Annotated in this window: 2 protein-coding genes; both read left to right on the forward strand. The window is 70.1% G+C overall.

Annotated features, from left to right (window positions below; all coding sequences use genetic code 11):
- Positions 1-1,050: HpcH/HpaI aldolase/citrate lyase family protein (locus ACWDNU_RS46135; RefSeq protein WP_449673479.1), on the forward strand; the 1,050-nt coding region annotated here is incomplete at its 5' end.
- The coding region (locus tag ACWDNU_RS46140; protein WP_449673480.1) for a phosphoribosyltransferase domain-containing protein at positions 1,047-1,279 on the forward strand (233 nt) is incomplete at its 3' end. The genes ACWDNU_RS46135 and ACWDNU_RS46140, both read left to right, overlap by 4 nt.

Here is a 1,279-nt window from a genome sequence, read left to right on the forward strand (position 1 = left end):
ACCACAACGGTCGCGCGGCTGGTGGCGGTCGCGGCCCTGCTGTTCGCCGTACCGCACCTCATCTACCACGGCGTCTGCTCGATGGTGATCGACCTCGAGGACGCCGTCGCCGACCACCAGGTGGAGGCCGCCAAGCAGCACGCGGTGGCGACGCTGGATCTGCTCGCGCGCAGCGAGGAACCGAACCCGATGCTGTTCGTGCGGGTGCGTGATCCGCAGACCGTCACCGAGCTGGTCGGCGCGCTCGGGCCGGGCGCCGAGGTGCTCACCGGATTCGTCTTCCCCAAGTTCGACGCCGTCACCGGGCCCGCCTACCTGGCCGCCCTCGACGACGCCCGGCGCACCCTGGACCGCCCGATCTACGGCATGCCGGTGCTCGAATCGGCGAACCTGGTGCACCGCCAGACCCGCGACGAGCAGCTCTCGCGGATCGCCGAGCTGCTCGCCGAACACCGCGACCAGCTGCTCGCGGTGCGCATCGGCGCCACCGACATGTGCTCGACCTTCGGCATCCGCCGCGACCGCGATCTCACGATCTACGACGTGCGCGTGGTCGCCGACGTGATCGCCGACATCGTGAACTACCTGGGCCGCGCCGACGGCACCGGTTTCATCATCACCGGACCGGTGTGGGAGTACTTCGCCGATCACGAGCGGATGTTCCGGCCGCTGCTGCGGACCGCGCCGTTCGAGGAGTCCGACGCGGTGCCGTTCCGGCAGTACCTGGTCAGCCGCGATCTGGACGGCCTGCTGCGCGAGATCACCCTGGACCGCGCCAACGGCATCCAGGGCAAGACGGTGATCCACCCGTCGCACGTGGCGGCGGTGCACGCGCTGTCGGTGGTGACGCACGAGGAGTACGCCGACGCGCTGCACATCATGGAGGCCGACGTCGGCGGCGTCGCGGCCTCGGAGTACCGCAACAAGATGAACGAGATGCGCCCGCACCGCAGTTGGGCCCGCCAGACGCTGGTCCGGGCTCGCGCGTTCGGGGTCGCGAACAAGGGAGTGTCCTTCGTGGATTTGCTGACAGCGATGATCGCCGAATGAGCACGTTCGGCCTCGATCTCGAAACACCGTGGGCGACCGCGAATCTCGGCATCGAACTGCGGCACGGCGAGTCGTTCGCCGCGTCGGCGGCCGAGGACGCGCTGCCGGGCGAACTCTCGATCGCCGCGCTGGTCCAGCCGGGCCTGCGCCGCAATCCGCGCCGGGCGCACCTGCTGGTGTCGACCGTGCTCGGCAAGCACCTGCCCACCGACCCGCGCGTGGTGATCGG

Source organism: Amycolatopsis sp. NPDC003676, assembly GCF_053587275.1.